Origin of the sequence: Amycolatopsis sp. 505, assembly GCF_031625235.1 — a bacterium.
Lineage (GTDB): Bacteria > Actinomycetota > Actinomycetes > Mycobacteriales > Pseudonocardiaceae > Amycolatopsis.
The window spans coordinates 1-297 of record NZ_JACKQP010000039.1; the positions used below are offsets into that span (position 1 = coordinate 1).

At 65.0% G+C, this 297-nt stretch carries 1 protein-coding gene; it reads left to right on the forward strand.

Annotated features, from left to right (window positions below; genetic code table 11):
- Positions 1 to 297 (forward strand): ribosome-recycling factor (locus tag H5965_RS46040; protein ID WP_310977649.1); only part of this gene is annotated, 297 nt, incomplete at both ends.

The following is a 297-nucleotide window of genomic DNA, read 5'->3' on the forward strand; positions in this document are numbered from 1 at the left end:
GATCGATAAGGCGATCCGGGAGTCGGACCTCGGGGTCAACCCGAGCAACGACGGGCAGGTCATCCTCATCGTCATCCCGCAGCTCACCGAGGAGCGGCGCAAGGAAATGGTGAAGGTCTCGAAGGGCAAGGGCGAGGACGCCCGCGTCTCGATCCGCAGCGTCCGCCGCAAGGCCAAGGACGAGCTGGACCGCATCGCCAAGGACGGCGAGGCCTGTGAAGACGACGTCGCGCGCGCGGAGAAGGAGCTGCAGAACCTGAACGACACCTACGTGCACAAGGTCGACGAGCTGGTCAA